At 59.9% G+C, this 19,472-nt stretch carries 17 protein-coding genes; 8 read left to right on the top strand and 9 right to left on the bottom strand.

The annotated features are described in order from the left end of the window. Positions 1-59 precede the first annotated feature (59 nt). From dapB to grpE, 4 genes are all read right to left on the bottom strand, one after another. Entirely contained in the window at positions 60-866 is an 807-nt protein-coding gene (dapB, locus tag AC07Y2_RS06055) for a 4-hydroxy-tetrahydrodipicolinate reductase (protein WP_007953764.1), read from the bottom strand. 9 nt (positions 867-875) lie between these two features. Beyond that, the gene (gene dnaJ / locus AC07Y2_RS06050) at positions 876-2,000 is read right to left on the bottom strand and encodes a molecular chaperone DnaJ (RefSeq protein ID WP_039769159.1); all 1,125 of its coding nucleotides are present in this window, start codon (positions 1,998-2,000) and stop codon (positions 876-878) included. A 297-nt stretch (positions 2,001-2,297) separates the two neighbouring features. Continuing rightward, entirely contained in the window at positions 2,298-4,214 is a 1,917-nt protein-coding gene (dnaK, locus tag AC07Y2_RS06045) for a molecular chaperone DnaK (protein ID WP_074691912.1), read from the bottom strand. Between the two features lie 102 nt (positions 4,215-4,316). After that, complete coding sequence (grpE, locus tag AC07Y2_RS06040) at positions 4,317-4,886, bottom strand: nucleotide exchange factor GrpE (protein ID WP_103385630.1); 570 nt, start codon at positions 4,884-4,886, stop codon at positions 4,317-4,319. Positions 4,887-5,126: 240 nt separating this feature from the next. Between grpE and recN the strand changes: the two genes are divergently transcribed. Continuing rightward, positions 5,127-6,800, top strand: a complete 1,674-nt coding sequence (recN, locus tag AC07Y2_RS06035; protein ID WP_103385629.1) for a DNA repair protein RecN — start codon at positions 5,127-5,129, stop codon at positions 6,798-6,800. A gap of 75 nt (positions 6,801-6,875) precedes the next feature. Here the strand turns inward: recN and fur are convergent, their stop codons facing one another. Further along, complete coding sequence (gene fur / locus AC07Y2_RS06030; protein ID WP_039769149.1) at positions 6,876-7,280, bottom strand: ferric iron uptake transcriptional regulator; 405 nt, start codon at positions 7,278-7,280, stop codon at positions 6,876-6,878. Between the two features lie 97 nt (positions 7,281-7,377). On the opposite strand from fur, the gene AC07Y2_RS06025 reads away from it, so the two are divergent. After that, positions 7,378-7,905, top strand: coding sequence for an outer membrane protein assembly factor BamE (locus tag AC07Y2_RS06025; protein WP_039769148.1), 528 nt, complete (start codon positions 7,378-7,380; stop codon positions 7,903-7,905). Positions 7,906-7,966: 61 nt separating this feature from the next. Here the strand turns inward: AC07Y2_RS06025 and AC07Y2_RS06020 are convergent, their stop codons facing one another. From AC07Y2_RS06020 to AC07Y2_RS06010, 3 genes are read right to left on the bottom strand one after another with little or no spacing between them, the layout of a single operon-like run. Beyond that, complete coding sequence (locus tag AC07Y2_RS06020; protein WP_103385628.1) at positions 7,967-8,281, bottom strand: RnfH family protein; 315 nt, start codon at positions 8,279-8,281, stop codon at positions 7,967-7,969. Beyond that, on the bottom strand, positions 8,274-8,708 hold the full coding sequence (locus tag AC07Y2_RS06015; RefSeq protein WP_003221509.1) for a type II toxin-antitoxin system RatA family toxin: 435 nt from the start codon (positions 8,706-8,708) through the stop codon (positions 8,274-8,276). The genes AC07Y2_RS06020 and AC07Y2_RS06015 overlap by 8 nt, the downstream gene beginning before the upstream one ends. A 7-nt stretch (positions 8,709-8,715) precedes the next feature. After that, positions 8,716-10,119: a sodium-dependent transporter gene (locus AC07Y2_RS06010; RefSeq protein WP_039769144.1), complete on the bottom strand. Its 1,404-nt coding sequence runs from the start codon at positions 10,117-10,119 to the stop codon at positions 8,716-8,718. Positions 10,120-10,238: 119 nt separating this feature from the next. Here AC07Y2_RS06010 and smpB point away from each other — a divergent pair, with 119 nt between their 5' ends. Then, positions 10,239-10,721: an SsrA-binding protein SmpB gene (gene smpB / locus AC07Y2_RS06005; protein WP_007953781.1), complete on the top strand. Its 483-nt coding sequence runs from the start codon at positions 10,239-10,241 to the stop codon at positions 10,719-10,721. A 50-nt stretch (positions 10,722-10,771) separates the two neighbouring features. On the opposite strand, the gene AC07Y2_RS06000 is transcribed toward smpB, so the two are convergent. Then, complete coding sequence (locus AC07Y2_RS06000) at positions 10,772-11,539, bottom strand: FCD domain-containing protein (RefSeq protein WP_039769141.1); 768 nt, start codon at positions 11,537-11,539, stop codon at positions 10,772-10,774. Positions 11,540-11,801: 262 nt separating this feature from the next. Here AC07Y2_RS06000 and AC07Y2_RS05995 point away from each other — a divergent pair, with 262 nt between their 5' ends. The 5 genes from AC07Y2_RS05995 (at position 11,802) to AC07Y2_RS05975 (ending at position 19,412) form a co-directional block, all read left to right on the top strand. Beyond that, complete coding sequence (locus AC07Y2_RS05995; RefSeq protein WP_064593333.1) at positions 11,802-13,496, top strand: lactate permease LctP family transporter; 1,695 nt, start codon at positions 11,802-11,804, stop codon at positions 13,494-13,496. A 150-nt stretch (positions 13,497-13,646) separates the two neighbouring features. Next, positions 13,647-14,471, top strand: a complete 825-nt coding sequence (locus tag AC07Y2_RS05990) for a (Fe-S)-binding protein (RefSeq protein WP_039769136.1) — start codon at positions 13,647-13,649, stop codon at positions 14,469-14,471. Then, on the top strand, positions 14,468-15,922 hold the full coding sequence (locus tag AC07Y2_RS05985) for a LutB/LldF family L-lactate oxidation iron-sulfur protein (protein WP_103385627.1): 1,455 nt from the start codon (positions 14,468-14,470) through the stop codon (positions 15,920-15,922). The genes AC07Y2_RS05990 and AC07Y2_RS05985 overlap by 4 nt, the downstream gene beginning before the upstream one ends. Beyond that, positions 15,922-16,593: a LutC/YkgG family protein gene (locus AC07Y2_RS05980; RefSeq protein ID WP_011332385.1), complete on the top strand. Its 672-nt coding sequence runs from the start codon at positions 15,922-15,924 to the stop codon at positions 16,591-16,593. The genes AC07Y2_RS05985 and AC07Y2_RS05980 overlap by 1 nt, the downstream gene beginning before the upstream one ends. Then, on the top strand, positions 16,590-19,412 hold the full coding sequence (locus AC07Y2_RS05975) for an FAD-binding and (Fe-S)-binding domain-containing protein (RefSeq protein WP_103385626.1): 2,823 nt from the start codon (positions 16,590-16,592) through the stop codon (positions 19,410-19,412). The genes AC07Y2_RS05980 and AC07Y2_RS05975 overlap by 4 nt, the downstream gene beginning before the upstream one ends. The last annotated feature ends 60 nt before the right edge of the window (positions 19,413-19,472 follow it).

The raw sequence follows: 19,472 nt of genomic DNA, 5'->3' as shown, positions 1-19,472 counted from the left end.
CGTCGCTCAGCGGATTGAAACCGGCACAAACAGGGCGTTTGCGCCGGATTCAGAACATCTCAATGCAGGTCGAGCACGTCCTGCATGTCGTACAAACCAGGCTCGCGAGCATCCAGCCACAACGCCGCACGCACCGCGCCCTTGGCGAACGTCATGCGGCTCGAAGCCTTGTGTGTGATCTCCAGGCGCTCACCTTCGCAAGCAAACAGCACCGTGTGATCACCCACCACATCACCACCACGAACAGTGGCGAAGCCGATGGTCTCACGCTCACGGGCACCGGTGTGGCCTTCACGACCATAGACCGCAACCTTCTGCAGATCACGATCCAGCGCATTGGCGATCACTTCACCCATGCGCAGGGCCGTGCCCGATGGCGCATCGATCTTGTGGCGGTGATGGGCCTCAATGATTTCGATGTCCGCATCTTCCGCCAACACCCGTGCCGCCATGTCGAGCAGCTTCAGCGACAGGTTGACGCCGACACTGAAGTTGGCGGCGAACACGATCGGAATATCCTTGCCCGCCTCGGCCAGCAACTGCTTCTGCGCAGCATCCAGACCAGTCGTGCCAATCACCATCGCCTTGCCGGCCTTGCGGCAGAAGGCCAGGTTTTTCAGCATGACTTCCGGCAGGGTGAAGTCGATCAACACATCGAACTCTTCCGCCACCGATTCCAGATTGCCGGACAACGGCACGCCGATTCGACCGAGCGAAGCCAGCTCACCGGCATCCACACCGATCAGCGTACTGCCAGGACGGACAATCGCAGCCGTCAAACCGGTCAGCGGCGCGCGCTGCTGCACCGCCTCGACCAGAATCTTGCCCATGCGCCCGGCAGCGCCCATCACAGCTATACGTCGCATGCCGACTCCTTACAGATCGCCGAAGAAGCGTTTTACACCGTCGAACCAACCGGTAGTTTTCGGGGAATGGCTGTTGTCGTCCGCCAGGGAGCTGCGGAACTCTTCCAGCAATTCACGCTGACGGCGGTTCAGGTTGACCGGCGTCTCGACGGCCACACGGCACATCAGGTCGCCCGCACCACCGCCACGCACCGGCGCAACGCCCTTGCCGCGTACGCGGAACTGCTTGCCGGTCTGAGTCCCTTCCGGAATCTTCAGTTTGACGCGACCATCGAGGGTCGGAATTTCCAGCTCGCCACCCAGGGCTGCGTCGACAAAGCTGATCGGCACTTCGCAGAACAGGTGCTTGCCGTCACGCTGGAAGATGTCGTGTTCGCGGACGTTGATCACCACGTACAGGTCCCCGGTCGGACCACCCTGAGTGCCCGCCTCGCCTTCGCCGGACAGACGAATGCGGTCACCGGTGTCGACACCGGCCGGCACTTTGACAGAGAGGGTTTTGTACTCTTCGACGCGACCGTCGCCGTGGCAGGAATCGCACGGATCGGAAATGATCTTGCCCTGGCCATGGCAGCGCGGGCAGGTCTGCTGCACCGAGAAGAAGCCTTGCTGCATACGCACCTGACCGATGCCGCCGCAAGTCGGGCAAGTCGATGGCGACGAGCCTTTCTTGGCGCCCGAACCGTCGCATGGTTTGCAATTGACCAGCGTCGGAACGCGGATATTCACGGTCGTACCGCGTACCGCTTCTTCCAGGTTCAGCTCCAGGGTGTAACGCAAATCGCTGCCGCGCTGAGCGCCGCCACGGGAGCCGCCGCGACCGCCACCGAAGAAGTCACTGAAGACATCACCGAAGATGTCGGAGAAGTTCTGACCGCCGAAGCCTGCACCGCCGCCACCCATGCTCGGGTCGACGCCGGCATGACCGTACTGATCGTACGCTGCACGCTTGCTGGAATCGGACAGCACTTCGTAGGCTTCGTTGGCCTCCTTGAACAGATCTTCCGACGCCTTGTCACCGGGATTACGGTCCGGGTGGTGCTTCATCGCCAGACGGCGATAGGCCTTTTTCAGGTCTGCTTCGCTTGAGCCGCGCTCAACACCCAACACTTCGTAATAGTCACGCTTAGCCATAAGTTCTTCATACTCTTGAGGACGTTCGGCAAACCCCTCCTGAGCTTCGCCAAACTCGTTGAGCCCCAATACAGGCCCGGACCCAACTCACGTCAATTCAACGATCCTGGTCTTTGGTTCATGCGGTATTTACGGCGCGAAAAGCAGGAGCATTCCCGGCCATACCGCCAACACACGAAGCTTGTCGCATGCTGTAAAAATTCGCGTATTCCAGATACGCCAACGCGGGAGCAAGCTCCCGCGCGGCGACATCCTACCAGTCACCGCCGCAAGGCAGTCAACCGGGCGACCAACAACTTACTTGTGGTCTTTGACTTCTTCGAACTCGGCATCGACAACATCGTCAGCCTTCTCAGCCGATTCGCCTTGCGGTGCCGCGCCTTCAGCAGGCTGAGCCTGTTCGGCGTACATCTTCTGGGCAACCGGCGCAGAGACTTTCGACAGCTCTTCAACCTTGGCGTCGATGGCAGCCTTGTCGTCGCCTTTGACGGCGGCTTCCAGGGCAACCACAGCCGCTTCGATTGCAGTCTTCTCTTCTGCAGTCACTTTGTCGCCAGCGTCAGCGATCATCTTGCGAGTCGAGTGAACCAGTGCGTCACCCTGGTTACGGGCAGCGGCCAGCTCTTCGAACTTGCGGTCTTCCTCGGCGTTCAGCTCGGCGTCGCGCACCATTTTCTGGATTTCTTCATCCGACAGACCAGAGTTGGCCTTGATGGTGATCTTCTGCTCTTTGCCAGTCGCCTTGTCCTTTGCACCTACGTGCAGGATGCCGTTGGCGTCGATGTCGAAGGTCACTTCGATCTGCGGAACGCCACGTGGAGCTGGTGGAATGTCGGCCAGATCGAACTTGCCCAGGGACTTGTTCTGTGCGGCTTGCTTGCGCTCGCCTTGCAGGACGTGAATGGTCACGGCGCCCTGGTTGTCGTCGGCGGTCGAGAACACTTGCGATTTCTTGGTAGGAATCGTGGTGTTTTTCTCGATCAGCGCGGTCATCACGCCACCCATGGTTTCGATACCCAGGGTCAGCGGGCTGACGTCAAGCAGCAGAACGTCTTTCACGTCACCGGCCAGAACGGCGCCCTGGATCGCAGCACCCATGGCAACAGCTTCGTCCGGGTTCACGTCTTTACGTGCTTCTTTACCGAAGAAATCGGTAACTGCCTTCTGCACCAGAGGCATACGAGTCTGACCACCAACCAGAATCACGTCGTTAATTTTGCTGACGTCGATACCGGCGTCCTTCAGAGCAATACGGCATGGCTCGATGGTACGGTTCACCAGATCTTCGACCAGCGACTCGAGCTTGGCACGAGAGATCTTCACGTTCAGGTGCTTAGGACCAGTCGCGTCTGCTGTGATGTACGGCAGGTTGACGTCGGTCGATTGCGAAGAAGACAGCTCGATCTTGGCTTTCTCAGCGGCTTCTTTCAGACGCTGCAAGGCCAGAGGATCGTTCTTCAGGTCCATGCCGGACTCTTTCTTGAACTCGTCGACGAGGTAGTCGATCAGGCGCATGTCGAAGTCTTCACCACCCAGGAAGGTGTCACCGTTGGTGGCCAGCACTTCGAACTGGTGCTCGCCGTCAACTTCAGCGATTTCGATCACGGAAACGTCGAAAGTACCACCACCCAGGTCGTAAACGATCACGGTGTGATCGCCCTTGGCCTTGTCCATGCCATAAGCCAGAGCGGCTGCGGTTGGTTCGTTGATGATACGTTTTACGTCCAGACCGGCGATGCGACCAGCATCTTTAGTCGCCTGACGCTGACTGTCGTTGAAGTAGGCCGGAACGGTGATCACCGCTTCGGTCACTGCTTCGCCGAGGTAGTCTTCGGCGGTCTTCTTCATCTTTTTCAGGACTTCGGCGCTGATTTGCGGCGGAGCCATCTGCTTGCCGGAAGCCTCGACCCAGGCGTCACCGTTGTTGGCCTTGACGATCTTGTAAGGCACCAGCTTGATGTCTTTCTGTACAACTTCTTCGTCGAAGCGGCGGCCAATCAGGCGCTTCACTGCGAACAGTGTGTTGTGCGGGTTGGTCACAGCCTGACGCTTGGCCGACTGACCGACCAGGATTTCGCCATCGTTGGCATAAGCGATGATCGACGGCGTAGTACGCGCGCCTTCAGCGTTTTCAATAACTTTGGCTTTGCCGTTTTCCAGCACGGAGACGCAGGAGTTGGTAGTCCCCAGGTCGATACCGATAATTTTGCCCATGTTCACTCTCCCGAAACTTTGGATTTTTTTGCCGCAGCAGTGGTGGCTGACTGCGGTAATACTTAAACGCTTGACTTGTAAATGGGGGCCTTGCGGCTAATTTCAAGCCTTCTCGTCAATCGAAGGCGCAACTGGCGCCGGCGCCTTGCTGACCACGACCATCGCCGGACGCAGCAGGCGACCGTTGAGCTGGTAGCCCTTCTGGAACACCTTCAGAATGCTGTTCGGCTCCAGGACATCACTTTCCTGCATGGCCATTGCCTGATGTTCCACGGCGTTGAACGGTTCGCCTTCCTGCGGACTGACAGCTACAAGCTGATAACGCGTGAGGGTGTCGTGAAACATTTTCAGGGTCAGCTCGATGCCTTCGCGCATCGGACGGATGCTTTCGTCATCCGGGCTCGACAGCTCGAGGCCGCGCTCCAGGCTGTCGACGATCGGCAGCAGGTCGCCGGCGAATTTTTCCAGCGCAAACTTGTGCGCCTTCTCGACATCCTGCTCGGCACGGCGGCGGACGTTCTGCAGATCGGCAGCTACGCGCAGCGATTGATCCTGCGCGGCGGCCAATTGCTCTTCGAGCTCTTGTACACGGGTCGCCAGGTCATCACCCGAAGCCTCGGGCGCCTGATTGGCTTCTGGATTTTGCGTATCTACTGTCTGTTCGTCAGCCATGGGATTCTCCTTTCAATATCGTCCGCGAGTTCGATTCGCGCTTCTGCCCCGGTATATGGGGCCGCAAAATCAGGCTTCAAGGGCTGACAACGATTAACCCTACAAAAAAGTGCTGCATTGTCATTCCCGAACGCGATAAGCATTTGATCGGATCATCCCCATCGAGCTAAGCGAGGGCATTGTCAGCCCGAAACAAAACACTGTATAAATAACCAGACCTAAAGTTTGGGAGCGGCCTTTATGCTGGTGCACCTGTCCGTACACAACTACGCCATCGTTGAACATCTCGATCTCGAACTCGATCGCGGCATGAGCGTTATTACCGGGGAAACCGGCGCCGGCAAATCGATCATGCTCGACGCCCTGGGCCTGACGCTCGGTGATCGCGCCGACAGCGGCGTGGTGCGACCGGGCGCCGACAAGGCCGATATCCTGGCGACCTTCGATCTGGCAGATATTCCCGAGGCCAGTGCCTGGCTGGCGGAACGCGACCTGGAAACCGACGGTCCGTGCATCCTGCGTCGGGTCATCACTTCCGAAGGTCGCTCACGCGGCTATATAAATGGCACCCCCTGCCCGCTCGGCGATCTCAAGGCGCTCGGCGAGCTGCTGATCGACATCCACAGCCAGCACGAACACCAATCCCTGCTCAAGACCGACACCCACCGGCGCCTGCTCGACGAATACGCCGGGGCTACCGATCTGGCGCGTCAGGTTCACCTGGCCGCCCAGCGCTGGCGTCAGACCCGTCAGGAGCTGGAGCGCCTTTCCAACTCCGGCGACGAACAGCGCGCGCGCCATCAGTTGCTCAGCTACCAGCTCGAAGAACTGGAAAACCTCGGCCTCGGCGAAAACGAGCTGGGAGAACTGGAGCAGGAACACAAGAACCTGACCAACGCAGAAACCCTGCTCGGCATCTGCCGACAAGTGGTCGAGCAATGCAGCGAAAGCGATTCCGGCAACGTGCTGAATGCCCTGACGGCCAGCCTCAATCGACTGTCGAGCGTGAACAACTCCGTCGGCGCGCTGGGTGAGGCGAGCAGCCTGCTGACCAGCGCGCAAATCCAGGTCGAAGAGGCCGTCGGCGAGCTCAATCGTTTTCTGGACAACTTCGATGCCGATCCGGCGCGCCTGCAATATCTGGAAGAACGTCTGGACTCCATCTACACGCTGGCACGCAAACACCGCATTCAGCCGACAGAAGTGGCGGAGATGCAGCAGAAGCTGCTCGACGAAATCGAAGCCCTCGACGCCAACGATGAATCCATCGAGCGCCTCGCCGAAGAGCTCGCTTCCTATGCCCGCCACTATCAGGAAAAGGCTCGGGAACTGAGCGAGCTGCGTCATCAGGCAGCCGGCAGCCTGGCAAGCGCGGTGGAGCAGGAGATTCAACGCTTGGGCATGCCGGGCGGTCGCTTCACCATCGAATTGCGCGCCAACAACAGCAGCGAACTGCAACCCAACGGTCTGGAACAAGTCGAGCTGCTGGTGAGCGCCAACCCGGGCCAACCCCTGAAGGCCCTGGCCAAAGTAGCGTCCGGCGGTGAGCTGTCACGGATCAGCCTGGCCATCCAGGTGATTACCGCCCAGACCTCTCGCGTACCGACTTTGGTATTCGACGAAGTGGACGTGGGGATTGGCGGTCCAACGGCTGAAATCGTCGGTCAACTGTTGCGCCGCCTCGGAGATCGCGGACAGGTACTGACGGTCACGCACTTGCCGCAAGTCGCGGCTCAGGGGCATCAGCATCTGTTCGTGCACAAGGTGCGAGGCGAGCAGGCCACTCACACGGCTGTTTCGAAGCTGAGCAAGAATGACCGTATAGAAGAAGTCGCACGCATGCTTGGCGGCATCGATCTGACCAAAGAGTCTTTGGCGCACGCGAAAAAGATGGTCGTCACCGCAAAGGTTTAAGCACGCCAGAAAGCACGAAGGCGACCCTTGGGTCGCCCTCGCTCGTTTCGCGAACCTGAAATTCGCGCGACATGCTTACTTTTTGTTGCGTACGTACAGTACGAGATTGTGATCAACCATCTCGTAACCGTGCTTCTCGACGATCGCCTTCTGAAGCTTTTCGATTTCTTCGTCGAAGAATTCGATGACTTCGCCCGACTCAACGTTAACCATATGGTCGTGGTGGCCACCGTCGGCCAATTCGAATACCGCGTGGCCGCCGTCGAAGTTGTGACGGACCACGAGGCCAGCCGCTTCGAACTGGGTCAGAACACGGTAGACCGTGGCCAGACCGACGTCCTCGCCAGCTTCCATCAACGCCTTGTAGACGTCCTCGGCACTCATGTGACGCTGCTCTGTAGAGTCGAGCATTTGCAGGATCTTGACCCGTGGCAGGGTCACTTTGAGGCCGGCTTTGCGTAGTTCGCTATTTTCAACCATGGTCAGCTTTCTCGCGATGCTGCTTCGCAGCTTCTCTTAATGCGGGTATGATCGGCGTTTACGTTGTCCCAGCCAAGATAGTGGAAGTCGCCCACCGATGCAAAACACCAAGCTCTTGCTAACCAGTTTCACCTTTGTGGGACTGCTCGCACTCGCCGGTTGTTCATTCCCCGGGGTTTACAAAATCGACATCCAGCAGGGCAATGTCGTCACGCAGGACATGATAGACCAGTTACGCCCGGGAATGACCCGGCCGCAAGTACGGTTTATCATGGGCAACCCTCTGCTTGCCGACACGTTCCACGCCAACCGCTGGGATTATCTGTACAGCCTGCAACCTGGTGGCGGTGAGCGCCAACAGGAACGCATGAGTGTCATTTTCGACTCGAATGACCGCCTCGTCAGCCTGTCCGGTGACTTCATGCCGGGCGTCAGCCGTGATGAAGCAATTCTCGGCAAGGACAGCGGCACCAGCGTGACCGCTCCTGCTGAAAACACCGAACAGCCGAAACCGGAACAACCGGCCAAGCCTGGCTCCTTGCTGGATCAGATCCAGAAGGACGTCGATGGTGTGGAAACCGTTCCGGTTCCAACGCCAGAACCGCTGGACACCTCGCCGCAATAATTTGCGACGCAATAAAAAACCCGGAAATTCCGGGTTTTTTATTGCCTGCCGCTTGGCCAGCCTACTGATTTCGCGCCTTGGCTTCGGCAGCCTTGGCGGCACGAAGACGACGCACCTCTTTCGGATCTGCCAACAGTGGCCGATAGATCTCGATGCGATCGCCCTCCTGAACCCGTCGAGCATCCGGATCAGCAATCACTTTGCCGAAGATCCCCAAAGGACAGCTCTTCAGATCCAGCTCCGAAAATTCAGCATCAATCCCGGACGCCATCAGCGCCGCACGCACCGTCGTACCCTCAGCAACACTGATTGCACGCAAAACCTGACGATCAACCGCCGCATACACCACTTCGACTTCGATCACCGGCTCAACCATGCATCTGCTTGGCGCGCTGGCAGAACGCGTCCACCAGCGTATTGGCCGCCTGATTGAACAAAGGACCGAGCGTCGCGCGGACCAGCGGCCCGGCGTAGTCGAAGGACAGATCCAGACTGATCTTGCAGGCCTTCTCGTTCAGCGCCTTGAATACCCAGACGCCGTGCAGCTGATTGAACGGTCCCTCCTCCAGGTTCATCTCGATCGACTGCCCCGGCACCAGCGTATTGCGTGTCACGAAGTGCTGACTGAGGCCGCCCTTGGCCACGCCGACACTGGCGCGCATGTGCTCAGGCGAGCTTTCCAGGACTTCAGCAGACGAGCACCACGGCAGAAATTCCGGGTAACGTGCCACGTCATTGACGAGGTCGTAGAGAAATTGCGCCGGATAAGGCAGCAGCGCCGATCGTTGAATATGTGTCGTCATGTAAGCGTCACTTCCAGAGCTGGGCGGCAAACACTACAAGAATGCCGATGGGCGCCACATAGCGCATCAAAAACAGAGACAGGGCGAACAGCGCCGGGCTGCGAATCGACAATTCATCACGCACCGCCTCACGCCCCATCACCCAACCGGCAAACAGCACAAAGCACAGCCCACCGAGCGGCAACATGATGCGCGAGGTGAAGAAGTCGATCACGCCAAAGAAGTCCAGGCCACCGGCCGCACCCCACTGGTAGAGATGGAACACCCCACCATCGTTCACGAAAAATTTGGCTTCCTTCCAGATATTGAAGGAAAACACCGTGCCCAGGCCAACGAACCAGCAGGTGAACGCCAACCAGAATGTCACCCAGGCACGGCTGATTTTAGTCCGCTCGACCAAATAGGCGACCATTGGCTCCAGCAGGGAAATCGCCGAGCTCCAGGCCGCAATGGCCACCAGAACGAAGAACACCACGCCCATCAACTGGCCGAAAAGCACGTTACCGAAAGCAAATGGCAGGCTGACGAACATCAGCCCCGGGCCTTCGCTCGGGTTCAAACCACCGGCGAACACAATCGGAAACAAGGCCAGACCGGCCACCAGCGAAACAAAGGTATCGAGCAGCGCCACACCGACGACCGTGCCCGACAGCGAGGCTTCCTTGGTCATGTAGGCGCCATAGATCATGATCGAGCCCACGCCCACGCTCAGGGAGAAGAACGCGTGACCCATGGCCGGCAGCAAGCCGTCGAGGACTTTTTCCGGGTGAAAGTCGAACATGAAATGCACGCCTTCCATGAAATGCCCGGTGGTCATGCTGTAACCCAGCAGCACCAGCACCATCACGAACAGCAGCGGCATCATGATCCGCAGGCTGCGCTCGAGCCCGGCAACCACGCCCTTGGCGATCACCACCGCCGACAACAGCATGAAAACCGTGTGCCACAGCGTGATACGCCACGGGTCGGCGATGACATTCCCGAAGTACGCCCCGACCTGATCAGCCGTCGCGCCCTGGAAGTCCCCGCGCCCCATATCAATGATGTAATCCAGCGACCAGCCGCCGACCACACTGTAGAAAGACAGGATCAGCAGCGCCGTGATCATCCCGGCGAACGCGCCCCACGACCACTTGCCCGAGTGCCCGGCTTCCCGCGCCAGCACCTTCAGGGCATTCGCCGGACTCTGGCGGGCACGGCGGCCGATCAGGGTTTCGGCGAGCATTACCGGGATGCCGATCAGCGCGATACACGCCAGAAACATCAGCACGAAGGCGCCGCCACCGTAGACCCCGACCATGTAGGGGAATTTCCAGATGCTGCCCAATCCCACGGCCGAACCGGTCGCGGCGAATATGAAAACCCAGCGGCTAGCCCAACTGCCGTGGACAGAAACCTTGTCTGTCGACATCGTTTATCACGCCCAAGCGTTAGAAAAAGAGGCCGCATTGTCCGGGATTCACTCAACCTGCTCAAGCACGCAGCATCACCGTAGCCGACAGCCGTTTATCTCCATATAATGCCGCCCCTATGGCTAAACAGAAGAAACACCCAACAGGGACCATCGCGCAAAACAAAAAGGCGCGACACGATTACTTCATCGAGCACAAGTTCGAGGCTGGTCTGGTCCTGGCCGGCTGGGAAGTAAAAAGTCTGCGGGCAAGCAAGCTGCAACTGGTCGACAGTTACGTGTTGCTCAAGGATGGCGAAGCCTGGTTGCTAGGCAGCCACATCACGCCTCTGATGACCGCCAGCACCCACGTCATTGCCGACCCGGTGCGTACCCGCAAGTTGCTGCTCAACCGCCGCGAGCTGGACAAGCTCGCCGCCGCCGTGCAGCAGAAGGGTTACGCCTGCGTGTGCCTGTCCTGGTACTGGAGCAAGCACATGGTCAAGTGCGAGATCGCTCTCGGCAAGGGCAAGAAGGAATACGACAAGCGTGATACCGAACGCGAACGCGACGCCGGTCGCGAGTTGCAGCGTGCGGTGCGCAACAAGGGCAAGGAAGACTGATTTTTCTGCCCGAATGACCGCTCCCGTGCTCGACACGGGAGCGGTCATGCCTACATGCCTTTGCGTCGCTCGGCGCGAGCCATGCGCTGCACTTCCTGCCGCACTTCTTCCAGCACTTCCTGCACATACAGAATGTGTCGGCTGGAGACCTCACGCGCCTGTTCCGCGCGCCCCTCGATAATCGCCAGATACAATTCACGATGCTGTGTGATCAGCATGTCGCGGGTTTCCGTGCGCTGCTTGTACATGCCACCGATGTTGGTCACGACGTTGCGCTTGAGCAGATCGAACAGCCCGCGAATGGTGTGCAGCAACACCGCGTTATGACTGGCTTCGGCAATCGCCAGGTGGAATTTCGCATCCGCCGCGCCCTCTTCCGCCCGGCTCACTTCATCGTGACGCGAATAGCAGTCCTGTAACTCTTCAAACGCCGCCGTCAGCCGTTCGCGGTCCACATCCGTGGCGCGCAATGCCGCGTAATAGGCGCACGATGCCTCCAGCGTGTGGCGAAATTCCAGCAGATCACGTTGCGCCTCAGGATTGCTTTCCAGCAGTTGCAGCAGCGGATCGCTGAACGTCGAACCGAGGCTTTCCACGACATAGTTGCCGCCGCCCTGCTTGCTGACCAGCAACCCCTTGGCCGCAAGCTTCTGAATCGCCTCGCGCAAAGAGGGCCGAGAAACGCCGAACTGTTCCGCCAGAGTCCGCTCGGCCGGCAGACGCTCGCCGGACTTCAGCGTGCCCTCGAGAATCATCCCTTCCAGTCGCTCGACAATGTCGTCAGACAAACGGCGCTGACGTATCTGATCAAACCCCATCACTCAACTCTCCACCATCCCGACCGCTCGCCGGGCTCTCTATTCTGGCCTATCGGCGCTGCGCCGACACCTGCCAGATGACGCCAATTCAACCGGTGCAATCCGACTCGCCGTCCGGTTGTTCGACAAAAGTTTTAGGGCGGCAAATTGACACACCGACATCAAGGCTTTTACCCTAGCCGACAGCACTTGTAAATTGGTCTTACCAATTAACCAAGTAAGCTGACAGTGCCTGACCAACAACAATTAGGGGCCACCCCATATGCAAACCTGGCAACAGCTCTACAGCCCGCTCGGCAGTCTCGGCGTGTCCGCACTCGCGGCCGTCATCCCCATCGTTTTCTTCTTCCTCGCCCTGGCGGTGTTCCGCCTCAAAGGTCATGTGGCCGGCAGCATCACGCTCGCCCTGGCCATCGCCGTGGCGATCTTTGCGTTCCAGATGCCGGTCGACATGGCGTTCGCCGCTGCCGGATATGGCTTCGCCTATGGTCTGTGGCCGATTGCCTGGATCATTGTGGCGGCGGTGTTCCTGTACAAACTGACGGTCAAGAGCGGTCAGTTCGAGGTCATCCGCAGCTCGGTGCTGTCGATCACTGACGACCAACGCCTGCAGGTGCTGTTGATCGGTTTCTGCTTCGGTGCATTCCTCGAAGGTGCCGCCGGTTTCGGCGCGCCGGTGGCGATTACCGCTGCGCTGCTGGTTGGCCTGGGTTTCAACCCGCTGTACGCCGCCGGCCTGTGCCTGATTGCCAACACCGCACCGGTGGCGTTCGGCGCGCTGGGGATTCCGATCATCGTGGCCGGGCAAGTCACCGGCATCGACGCGTTCAAGATCGGCGCCATGACCGGCCGCCAGTTGCCGCTGCTGTCGCTGTTCGTGCCGTTCTGGCTGGTGTTCATGATGGACGGCCTGCGCGGTGTGCGTGAAACCTGGCCAGCCGCACTGGTTGCCGGCCTGAGCTTCGCTGTCACCCAATACTTCACTTCGAATTTCATCGGCCCGGAGCTGCCGGACATCACGTCGGCCCTGGCCAGTCTGATTTCGCTGACCCTGTTCCTGAAGGTCTGGCAACCGAAACGTGCCGCCGGCCAGCACATCGTCGGCGCCGTATCCGCTTCGGTGGTCTCCGCCAGCGTCGGCGGTTTCGGCCAGAAGCGCACCACCGTCGCTTCGCCCTACAGCCTCGGGGAAATCTTCAAGGCGTGGTCGCCGTTCCTGATCCTCACCGTGCTGGTGACCATCTGGACCCTCAAGCCTTTCAAAGCCATGTTCGCCGCCGGCGGCTCGATGTACGCCTGGGTGTTCAACTTCGCGATTCCGCACCTTGATCAACTGGTCATCAAGACTGCACCGATCGTTGCCGCCCCGACCGCGATCCCAGCCGTGTTCAAACTCGACCCGATTTCCGCGACCGGCACGGCGATTTTCTTCTCCGCGCTGATCTCGATGCTGGTGCTGAAGATCAACTTCAAAACTGGTCTGACCACTTTGAAAGAGACTTTCTACGAACTGCGCTGGCCGATCCTGTCGATCGGCATGGTGCTGGCGTTTGCCTTCGTCACCAACTATTCCGGCATGTCCTCGACCATGGCTCTGGTGCTGGCCGGTACTGGCGCAGCGTTCCCGTTCTTCTCGCCGTTCCTCGGCTGGCTCGGCGTGTTCCTGACCGGTTCCGATACCTCGTCCAACGCCCTGTTCAGTTCGCTGCAAGCAACCACCGCTCACCAGATCGGGGTCAACGACACCCTGCTGGTGGCAGCCAATACCAGCGGCGGCGTGACCGGCAAGATGATCTCGCCACAATCGATCGCCGTGGCCTGCGCAGCAACCGGCCTGGTGGGCAAGGAATCCGATCTGTTCCGCTTCACCCTCAAGCACAGCCTATTCTTTGCAACGATTGTCGGCCTCATCACTTTGGCTCAGGCCTACTGGTTCACCGGCATGCTGGTGCATTAAGACTACAAGCGACATGGAAATAACCGACGCCGGTCCGTGATTCCGGCGTCAGCAACTCACAACCCGGTCTGTAAGGCTGCTGAAAGCAATGCGCTCTATATTCGGCAGCCTCAACAGACGGATAACCGGGCCCACCCGGAGACACGCCTGATGAGCGAGCTTTTTTACAACGCTGTGCCCAACGCCACTCGCGTCGCACCGCCACTGCCCGAACCCCGGCAATACCCCAGCGAGAAACCGTCGCGGGTCTACCTTTTCGGCACGTGCGTGGTCGACCTGTTCTACCCGGAAGCCGGGATGGACGCGATCCACTTGCTGGAACGCGAAGGCATCCGGGTCGATTACCCGCAAGGGCAGAGCTGCTGCGGACAACCGGCCTACACCTCGGGTTACACCGAGCAGGCACGGACGGTGGCGCGCTCGCAACTGGCGCTGTTTGCCGGGGACTATCCGGTGGTGGTGCCTTCGGGTTCGTGCGCCGGGATGATCCGCGAGCATTACGCCGACTTGTTCAAGGACGAGCCGGAAACGTTGAAACAGGTTCAGGCCCTCGCGGCCCGCACCTATGAATTGGCCGAGTTTCTGCTGTTCGTCTGCAAGGTGCAGCTCAAGGACAGCGGCGAGCCGGTCAAAGTGGCGCTGCACACCTCGTGTTCGGCGCGACGGGAAATGAACACCCACCTGCACGGCCGCGAGTTGTTGGCGCAGTTGAGCAACGTGGAACGGGTCAACCACGATCACGAAAGCGAATGCTGTGGCTTCGGTGGGACATTCAGCGTCCGTATGCCAGACATTTCCGGCGCGATGGTGGCTGACAAGACCCGGGCGTTGAAGGAATCCGGCGCACATCAGGTACTCAGTGCCGACTGCGGCTGCTTGATGAACATCAACGGCTCGCTGGAAAAACAGCAGGAAGCGCTGCGCGGGCAACACCTGGCGAGCTTCCTCTGGCAACGAACCGGAGGTGCGCGATGAGCACTTCCACGATTATTCCTACGGTTGCCGTAGAAGAAGATTTCCGCACCCGGGCCCACAACGCCCTGGGCGACTCGCAGTTACGGAACAACTTCCGTACCGCGATGGATTCACTGATGACCAAACGGGCAGCGGCTTTCAGCGATGCCCACGAAAGAGAACACTTGCGCGCCCTGGGCAACTCGATCAGGGCGCGTGCGCTCTCCAAGTTGCCCGACCTGCTCGAGCAACTGGAACAGAACCTGACCCGCAACGGTGTGACAGTGCACTGGGCGGAAACGGTGGACGAGGCCAATGGCATCGTCCTTTCGATCATCCGCGCTCACGAGGCGCGGCAAGTGATCAAGGGCAAATCGATGGTCAGCGAAGAGATGGAGATGAACCATTTCCTCGAGGCTCGGGACATTGAATGTCTGGAGTCCGACATGGGGGAGTACATCGTCCAGCTCGACCACGAGAAGCCTTCACACATAATCATGCCGGCAATCCACAAGAATGCCGGTCAGGTCGCGTCCTTGTTCCACGACAAACTTGGCGTGGAATACACCAAGGACGTTGACCAACTCATTCAGATCGGTCGCAGGGTCCTGCGGCAGAAATTCTTCGAAGCGGACATCGGCGTCTCCGGCGTCAACTTCGCCGTGGCCGAAACCGGCACCCTGCTGCTGGTGGAAAACGAAGGCAACGGCCGAATGACCACCACCGTGCCACCGGTGCACATCGCCGTCACCGGCATCGAAAAAGTCGTGGAATACCTGCGCGACGTGGTGCCGCTGCTGTCATTGCTGACCCGCTCGGCGCTGGGCATTCCGATCACCACCTACGTCAACATGATCTCCGGCCCGCGCAAGGAACATGAACTCGACGGCCCACAGGAAGTGCATCTGGTGCTGCTCGACAACGGTCGCAGCCAGGCCTTCGCCGACAGCGAACTGCGCCAGACGCTGAACTGCATCCGCTGCGGCGCCTGCATGAACCATTGCCCGGTCTACACCCGTGTCGGCGGCCATACCTACGGCGAGGTTTACCCCGGCCCGATCGGCAAAATCATCACCCCGCACATGGTCGGCCTGGCGAAAGTCCCGGATCACCCGAGCGCCTCTTCGTTGTGTGGCGCCTGCGGTGAAGTGTGTCCGGTAAAAATTCCTATTCCCGCACTGTTGCGCCGCCTACGCGAGGAAAACGTCAAAGCCCCCGACAGTCCTCATCAAGTGATGCGCGGCCAGGGCAGCAAGTATTCGCGCAAGGAACGTTTCATCTGGAATGCCTGGGCGAAGCTCAACAGCTCGCCGACTTTGTATCGACTGTTTGCGTTTTTCGCCACGCGCCTGCGCGCCCTGGCGCCGAACAATGTCGGGCCGTGGACGCAGAACCACAGCGCACCGAAACCCGCCGCCCGCTCACTGCATGACATGGCTCGCGAACACCTGGCAAAACGAGGAGACCGTTGATGAGCGCCAAACAAAACATCCTCGGCAAGTTACGGAAGAGTCTGACCGGCACCACACCGATTGCCGACAACTTTGACGTCGATCTGGTGACCCAGCCCTACACCTACAGTGCCGAACAACGGATCCCGCAACTGCGCAAACTGATGGAAGCGGTGCACACCGAAATCCACCTGACATCCGCTGATGGCTGGCCGGCGCTGCTGGCGCAATTGCTGCGCGACCGTCAGTTGCCGAGCCTGCTGATCGCACCGACTACGCCTCACGGGCAGCGCATCACACAACACTGGGCGAACAATCCTGATCTGCCGGCGCTGAAATCCTACGACCGGCCGATGGAGGAATGGAAAGCCGAGTTGTTCAACGACACCCCGGCCAGCCTCACCGGCACCCTCGGCGCCATCGCCGCCACCGGCAGCCTGATTCTCTGGCCGACCCGCGAAGAACCACGGCTGATGAGTCTGGTGCCACCGGTGCATTTCGCCCTGCTCAAGGCCAGCCAGATCCGCGACAACTTCTATCAGGTGCAGCAGGAATTCGAGTGGGCCCAAGGCATGCCCACCAACGCGCTGCTGGTGTCCGGCCCATCGAAGACCGCCGACATCGAACAAGTCCTGGCTTACGGCGCCCACGGCCCGAAAGATCTGGTGGTGTTGATCCTGGAGGACCAATGACCTTACCGGCGACTTTCCTGCGCGATGCGCAGCAATTGATTCCTGCCGAACGGCGTTTCGACGATCCGCTGTCGACCCTGGCTTTCGGCACCGATGCCAGCTTCTACCGGTTGATTCCGCAACTGGTGATACGCGTCGAATCGGAAGACGAAGTGGTGGCGCTGCTGAAACTGGCCCAGCGCGATCAGGTCCCGGTGACCTTCCGCGCCGCCGGCACCAGCCTGTCCGGACAGGCGATCAGCGATTCGGTGCTGATCGTGCTTGGGGATAACTGGAACGCGCGGGAGATCCGCGGACAAGGCACACAAATCCGCCTGCAACCGGGGGTGATCGGCGCCCAGGCCAATGCATGGCTGGCGCCATTCGGGCGCAAGATCGGTCCGGATCCGGCGTCGATCAACGCCTGCAAGATCGGCGGCATCGTCGCCAACAACGCCAGCGGGATGTGCTGCGGCACTGCGCAAAACACCTATCACACGCTGGCCGGGATTCGTCTGGTGCTGGCCGACGGCACGCGACTCGACACCGAAGATGCCGCCAGCGTCGAGGCGTTTCGAGTCAGCCACGGTCAATTGCTGGAACGCCTGGCGAGCTTGGGCCGCGAGACCCGCGCCAATGCCGAACTGGCCGCACGAATTCGCCACAAATACCGTCTGAAAAATACCACAGGCCTGTCGCTCAACGCCCTGGTGGATTTCGATGAGCCTGTGGATATCTTGAGCCACTTGCTGGTCGGTTCCGAAGGCACCCTCGGCTTCATCAGCGCGGTGACCTACGACACGGTGATCGACCACCCGAACAAGGCCTCGGCGCTGATCGTATTCCCGGATGTGGAAACCTGCTGCAACGCCGTCACCGTGCTGAAAAGCCAACCGGTGTCGGCCGTGGAACTGCTCGACCGCCGCAGCCTGCGCTCGGTGCAGGACAAACCCGGCATGCCGGCTTTCGTACAGCAGCTGTCGAACAATGCCTGCGCGCTGTTGATCGAATCCCGCGCAGCCTCTTCCACTTTGCTGCAGGAACAACTGGCGCAGATCATGGCGTCGCTCAGCGCCTTCCCGGTGGAGAAACAGGTCGACTTCACCGAAGACCCGGTCGAAAACGCCCGCCTCTGGGCGATTCGCAAAGACACCTTCCCCGCCGTCGGCGCCGTGCGCAAGACCGGCACCACGGTGATCATCGAAGACGTGACCTTCCCGGTGGAGCAACTGGCTATCGGCGTGAACCGCCTGATCGAGCTGTTCGACAAACATCACTACGACGAAGCGATCCTTTTCGGACACGCGCTGGAAGGCAATCTGCACTTTGTCTTCACCCAAGGCTTCAACAGCGCGGAAGAAGTCGCACGCTATCAGGCGTTCATGGACGAAGTGGCGCAACTGGTAGCCGTGGAGTTCGGCGGCTCGCTGAAGGCGGAGCACGGCACCGGGCGCAACATGGCGCCCTTCGTCGAACTCGAATGGGGCAGTGACGCCTATCAGTTGATGTGGCAGCTCAAACGCCTGCTCGACCCCAACGGCATTCTCAATCCGGACGTGGTGCTCAGCGAAGATCCGCAGATCCACCTCAAGCACCTGAAACCGCTGCCGGCGGCCGACGAGATTGTGGATAAATGCATCGAGTGCGGTTTCTGCGAGCCGGTCTGCCCTTCCAAAGGCCTGACCTTGAGCCCGCGCCAGCGCATCGTGATCTGGCGCGATATCCAGGCGCGAAAACGCGCCGGAATCGACACCACCGAACTGGAAAAAGCCTACGAGTACCAAGGCATCGATACCTGCGCCGCGACCGGCTTGTGTGCGCAACGCTGCCCTGTAGGCATCAACACCGGCGAGCTGGTGAAAAAGCTTCGCGGCCGTCACGCCACGCATACGAAAACCGCCAACTTGATCGAAGGAAATTTCGCCACCACCCTGCAAGGTGCGCGTTTCACCCTGCACGTGGCCAACGGTGCGCGGATATTGTTGGGTGCACCACGCTTGGCGAAGCTTTCGGCCACCCTGACGCGACTGTCCAAAGGTCAGGTGCCGCTGTGGACCAGCGCGATGCCGCAGCCGGAAAAAGCCATTCGCTTCAGCCCGGCCGTGTCGGACGAACGCCCGCGCGTTGTGTATCTGGCAGCCTGCGTCTCGCGGGTGATGGGGCCGGCGGCGGGCGACAAGGAGCAGATGTCGCTGTACGACAAAACCCGTGGCCTGCTGGAAAAGGCCGGTTATCAAGTGGTGTTCCCTGACAATCTGGACAACCTCTGCTGCGGCCAGCCTTTCGCGTCCAAGGGCTATGCCGAACAGGCCGAGCACAAACGTCAGGAGCTGATCGGCGCGCTGCTCCAGGCCAGTCGCGGCGGGCTCGATCCGATCTATTGCGACACCAGCCCCTGCACGCTGCGGCTGGTGCAGGATGTGGGAAATGTTCGCCTGGATCTGTATGACCCTGTGCGATTCATCCGTACGCATCTGATGGACCGGCTCGAGTTCACCCCGCAGGAAGCACCGATTGCCGTTCACGTGACCTGCAGCACTCAGCACCTTGGGGAAAGCCAGGCGCTGATCGACCTGGCGCGCCAATGCAGCAAGAACGTGGTGATCCCGGAAGGCATTCACTGCTGCGGTTTCGCTGGCGACAAGGGTTTCACCACACCGGAGCTCAACAGCCATTCCCTGCGAACGCTCAAGGATGCGGTGCAACAGTGCAGCGAGGGGATTTCCACCAGCCGCACCTGTGAGATCGGTCTGACGCAACACGGTGGAATCGACTACCACGGTCTGGTGTATCTGGTGGACCGGGTAACCCGGGCCAAAGCCCCCGCAACCGCCCTCTGAAGAAAAATAGAACCCTTGCGAGCGACCGCAGTCCACAGAACAGGCCCCGAACAATCGGGG

This window comes from Pseudomonas sp. GW456-12-1-14-TSB6 (assembly GCF_059424205.1).
The sequence above is the reverse complement of the archived record's forward strand: the minus strand, read 5'-3'. Positions and strand labels throughout refer to the sequence as shown.